Origin of the sequence: uncultured Brachyspira sp., assembly GCF_944393015.1 — a bacterium.
Lineage (GTDB): Bacteria > Spirochaetota > Brachyspiria > Brachyspirales > Brachyspiraceae > Brachyspira.
Genome location: NZ_CALXYQ010000087.1, coordinates 1 through 5,315 on the forward strand (window position 1 = coordinate 1; position 5,315 = coordinate 5,315).

Consider the following 5,315-nt stretch of genomic DNA (forward strand, 5'->3'; position numbering starts at 1 on the left):
AATTTCTATTGGATAGAAAATGATGAAATAACAGACATGCATATAAATATACCACAGTTTTTATATGGCAATAATATATTACATTTATTATCTATAGAAAAAATGCATGCTCCTTTATGGGATAAAATTTATAAAAAAGATCTAATAAATAAATTGGGATACCATTTTATGCCTGAAAAAATTTATAGTCAGGATTTAGTTGCTATTTTTAAAATATTTTCTATTTCAAATTCATTAGAGTATATACCAATTCCATTATATTTTCATTATAGAAGAAATGAATCTGTTACAAATATTATTGATAATAAGTATATATTTGATAAATATGATGCAATAGAAAATATATTCAATTATTCTAAAGAATTAAATATTGATTCAGTAAATTATGAAATGAATAATTTTATTGTAGCTTTATATAGATTAACTTATGTTTTTATAGATATGAAGTTTTATAAGACTAAGCAAACAGAAAAAGATATTGAAATCTATAATGATCAAAGAAAATTATTAAAGCAATTAATTGTAGATAATATAAGAGATGGATATATAACTGAAGAGATTTTTTTAGACATATGTAATAAACGTAATTTATGGTTTTTAATAGATTTGTATAATTTTGTAAAATAAAAAACTGTTTTAATATGATTAGGAATATTTAGATGTATGATAATTTAAAAAGATATATTGATAATATAGTATGGTGGATACCATTTAGAAAGAAAAGAAACTTTTTAAGAAACGAATTATTAAAATTAATAAATGAACAAGAAAATCAATTGATAAATGAAAAAGATAAATCTATATTTTCATCAATAGATAAAATTATAGATTTAACAAATGAAATTACAGATATAAATAAGCAAAAAATAATTTTGAAAGAAAATTTAAAATTAATAGAAATAGAAACTCATTCTTTTTGTAATAGAAAATGTTGGTTTTGTCCCAATTCTATAATAGATAGGAATACAAATAATATAGAATTAGAAGAGGAATTATATTTAAAAATAATTAATAATTTAAAAGATATAAATTATTCAAATACTATAAATTTTCATAGATTTAATGAACCTTTATCATATAAAAATATCATTTTAAAAAGACTTAAACAGGCTAGAGAAGCATTACCTAATGCTAGATTAGGGGTATTCACAAACTCCGACTATTTAACTAAAGACTATTTAGATGAATTAGTAAATAATGGTATGAATTATTTATTAATGTCATATTATTTTTCAAAAGATGAAATTTTTGATAAAGAAAATATAGTTAATAATGGAATGAATAAATTACTAAAAAAATTAAATTTAGATGTAGATGAATTTATTATCAATAATGATGTGATGCTTCAGGTAAAATTAAAATATGATAAGGCAGATATAATTTATAAAGCATCAGATTTTAAAAAAATGGGTAATACCAGAGGCGGGGTTTTAAAAGATGTTCATTCTGTAAATAATAGAGTATTTAGATGTTTTTATCCTTTTACAGATTTGCATATAGATTATAATGGATATGTTATGCCTTGCTGTAACCTAAGAAGCGATGTAGAAGGTCATAAAGTATTTATATTAGGTAATATTAAAGATAATAATTTATTTGAGATATTTACAAATGATAAAATATCTAATTTAAGAAAATATTTATGCTATAACTCAGAAAAACAATACCCATGTAATGAATGCTATTACGAATCTGAATGGAAATTTAGGAGTATTTTATGAATAAAAAAAATGAACAATATAATATGGATTTTTGGAATTATGTTAAAGAAAGAAATTATAATTCTGCGAAAATAATATTAAATATGTTGTTTGAATATTATAAACCAACTTCTATGATCGATATAGGCTGTGGTATAGGTATGTGGTTAAAAGCTGCTCAAGAGTTAAATATATCTAAATTCAAAGGTCTTGATTTTAATGAAATAGAAGAAGATAGTTTAATGTTACCAAGAAAATATATAGATATAGTTGATTTAGAAAAACATAAAAATATTAATAATGATAATTATGATTTAGCTGTATCGCTAGAAGTTGGAGAACATTTAGGTTATGAACATTCAAGTAACTTTGTAAATATGATTACAAGTTATAGCAAAATAGTATTATTTTCTGCGGCAATACCATATCAAGCTGGAATAGACCATATTAATTGTCAGCCACCATTTTTTTGGTCTGAATTATTTAAAAATAATGGTTATATATGTTTTGACCCTTTTAGATATAGGTTAATGGAATTGAGCGAACCAATTATGAGTCCATTTTATTCACAAAATATATTACTTTATGTGCATGAAAGTATGCAAAATATATTTTCTAATAAAGAATTAAAAAAATATGATAAACCAATATTTTTTTATCATCCTGTAGTAATCAATCATTTAGATTTTCAAAAAAATGAATTAATAAATGAATTAAATAAAGAAATAGATGATTATAAACATGCAATAGAAAAATACAGATTAAAAATTAATTGGTTTACATTATTTGGAATATCAAATAATAGTGAATATTTTAGAATTACTTTTTTAGGTATTAAATTTACATTTAAAGTTGATTATAAAAGCATAAATAGAATTGCCTGGTGGATACCAATAAGAAAATGGCGTAATAATTTTAGGTCTAGATTTGCAATAGCAGACCAGACCAGACCAGACCAGACCAGACCAGACCAGACCAGACCAGACCAGACCAGACCAGACCAGACCAGACCAGACCTAATTAATGTATATAGTGATTACATATGCTTTTATCATAATTTAAAATATAAAAAATTACAAGCTTGGTTACAATATGAAATCACTGCATAACTTTTATCATTAAGGAGAAAATATGGACTTAACAAATATTGAAAATTTTGATAGTAATGTATTAGATGAAATAAATGATATTTTAAATGAAAAATCAACTGATAATCAAGAAATAATTAACATGGGATATTATACTATTGTTAGTGAAATGACATATATGGAAAGAAGATTTTTAAATGGTATTATAAGAAAAGTAAAACCTAAGAAAATTTTAGAATTAGGAGTATGTGCTGGAGGCAGTTCTGCAATAATATTAAATGCCATAAAAGATATTGAAAATTCAAGATTATACTCAGTAGATTATAATCCATATTATTGGAAAGATATAAGTAAAAAATGTGGTTTTATTATTGATGAAAAATTCCAACATTTAAAAAATAAATGGAAACTATATACAGGAGGAGTAGCAGCTAAATTTATGGATAATATAGGTGGAGATATAGATTTATGTTTATTAGATACTGCCCATATAAATCCGGGTGAATTTTTAGATTTTCTTATGGTATTACCATATTTGAAAAAAAATGCTATAGTTATATTACATGATACACTATTTCAGTTATACAGGGATGGATATACAAATGCAGCATTATTTTCTTCATTAAAAGGTAAAAAAATAACAATATCTGAAGGTAAATTAAGTAATATAGGTAATATTGGTGCTGTTATATTAGATGAAAATATAATGGATAATGTATTTGATTATTTTTATCTTCTTACACTTAAGTGGCAATATTTACCTAGTGATGAAGATTTTTTATTAATAGAAAAACTATTCTCAAAATTTTATAATAAAGATTTAATTAATATGTATTGGAGTATAGTTTTGATGAATAAAGATTTATTTAAAAATAATATACTAAAAGAAAAGGAAATAGATTTAAATAATAAAATCGAATATTTATTAAATCAAAATAAATCTAATATTTACAATATTAATAGAATAATAAATACATTGGCTTGGTGGATACCGATAAGAAAATGGCGTGATAATTTTAGGTCTAGATTTGCAATAGCAGACCAGACCAGACCAGACCAGACCAGACCAGACCAGACCAGACCAGACCAGACCAGACCAGACCAGACCAGACCAGACATAATTAATAAATGTAAAGATTACATATGTTTTTATAATAATTCAAAATATCAAAAATTACAATATAGAATTGTGGCATAATCTTTTGACTTATTAAGGAGGTTAATTAATGAAATATTCAAATAGTAATTTTAGAATAGAAGATGTAATATTTCAAGGTAATATAGAAGATGATTGTTTATTTGTAGATTGGTGTGTATTATATGAATGTAATTATAAATGTTCTTATTGTTTTGGACAAAATACCTTAGAGAATGCTGTATTTACTCCAATAGAAAAAATGAAACATGCTGTAGACCAATTATTTTCAATAGAAAAAAAACGCTATTGTTTTACTATAACAGGTGGAGAAGTAACATACTATCCATATTTATTCGATTTAATAGATTATATATTTAGTTTTAATAAAAATGTATCTGTTTATATAATAACAAATGGAAGTAGATCAGTATTATTTTTTGATAGTTTATTTAATAAATATTATAATTTAGATTTAACTATAACAATTTCTATACATATTGAATATGCCAAAATTGAACATATAAAAGATATTATTGTAACAGCAAATAAATATAATAAAAGGATAAGATTATCTTTAATGCTACATACAAATATGCATAAAGAAGTACAAATTTTTTTTGAGAGTTTAATGATTTTGAGAAATGAATATGAGTTTGATATGAATTTAGCTGAACTTAGATCTGGTAATTTTTTTGATAAAGTAGATCCAAGATATGATGAAAAATATATAAAATGGATAGATGATACAGTTGATATGATAAATGATAAAAAATTTATAAAAGATAAATTAAAAATAGTTCCTTGGGGACCAAAACCATATTTTAATTTGAATAATGGAGAAACTAATATAAGACTAGATCACTATAAAGCTATGAGAAATTTGCAAAAGAGATTTACAAATTTTTATTGTTGTGGCGGAATTAATGCTATAAGAATTAATACAGATGGTAGTTATGCAGGAGGTGTTTGCAAAGATTTTCCTGTAATAGGAAATATATATGAAGATAAAATAAATTATGAAAAATTATTTAATTTTACCAAATGTACTTTATATGAATGTGGTTGTAGAGCTAATGATTGTATACCTAAATTTAAAAAATTAGAAGATGCTATAGTATATACTGATCATGTTAAAATTAATTATTTATTACAAGCATTTTTATATACAGATAAAAAGTTAGATAATTATATATTAAAAAATAATATTTTTACAAAAGAATTAATAGATTCAATTGCTTGGTGGATACCAATAAGAAAATGGCGTGATAATTTTAGGTCTAGATTTGCAATAGCAGACCAGACCAGACCAGACCAGACCAGACCAGACCAGACCAGACCAGACCAGACCAGACCAGACCAGACCAGACCAGACCTAATTATTATATATGT

The 5,315-nt window shown here is 23.4% G+C and carries 5 protein-coding genes; all 5 read left to right on the plus strand.

Annotated features, from left to right (window positions below):
* A partial coding sequence (locus Q0K19_RS14785) for a hypothetical protein (protein WP_297249304.1) occupies positions 1 to 627 on the plus strand: 627 nt, incomplete at its 5' end.
* Positions 628 to 659: 32 nt separating this feature from the next.
* A complete protein-coding gene (locus tag Q0K19_RS14790) occupies positions 660 to 1,721 on the plus strand; it encodes a radical SAM/SPASM domain-containing protein (RefSeq protein WP_297249307.1) in 1,062 nt (353 codons plus the stop codon).
* Positions 1,718 to 2,809, plus strand: a complete 1,092-nt coding sequence (locus tag Q0K19_RS14795) for a hypothetical protein (RefSeq protein WP_297249309.1) — start codon at positions 1,718 to 1,720, stop codon at positions 2,807 to 2,809. Before Q0K19_RS14790 ends, Q0K19_RS14795 begins: the two co-directional genes overlap by 4 nt.
* A gap of 22 nt (positions 2,810 to 2,831) precedes the next feature.
* The gene (locus Q0K19_RS14800; protein ID WP_297249311.1) at positions 2,832 to 3,986 is read left to right on the plus strand and encodes a class I SAM-dependent methyltransferase; all 1,155 of its coding nucleotides are present in this window, start codon (positions 2,832 to 2,834) and stop codon (positions 3,984 to 3,986) included.
* Between the two features lie 28 nt (positions 3,987 to 4,014).
* Positions 4,015 to 5,315 (plus strand): radical SAM protein (locus Q0K19_RS14805; protein ID WP_367172184.1); only part of this gene is annotated, 1,301 nt, incomplete at its 3' end.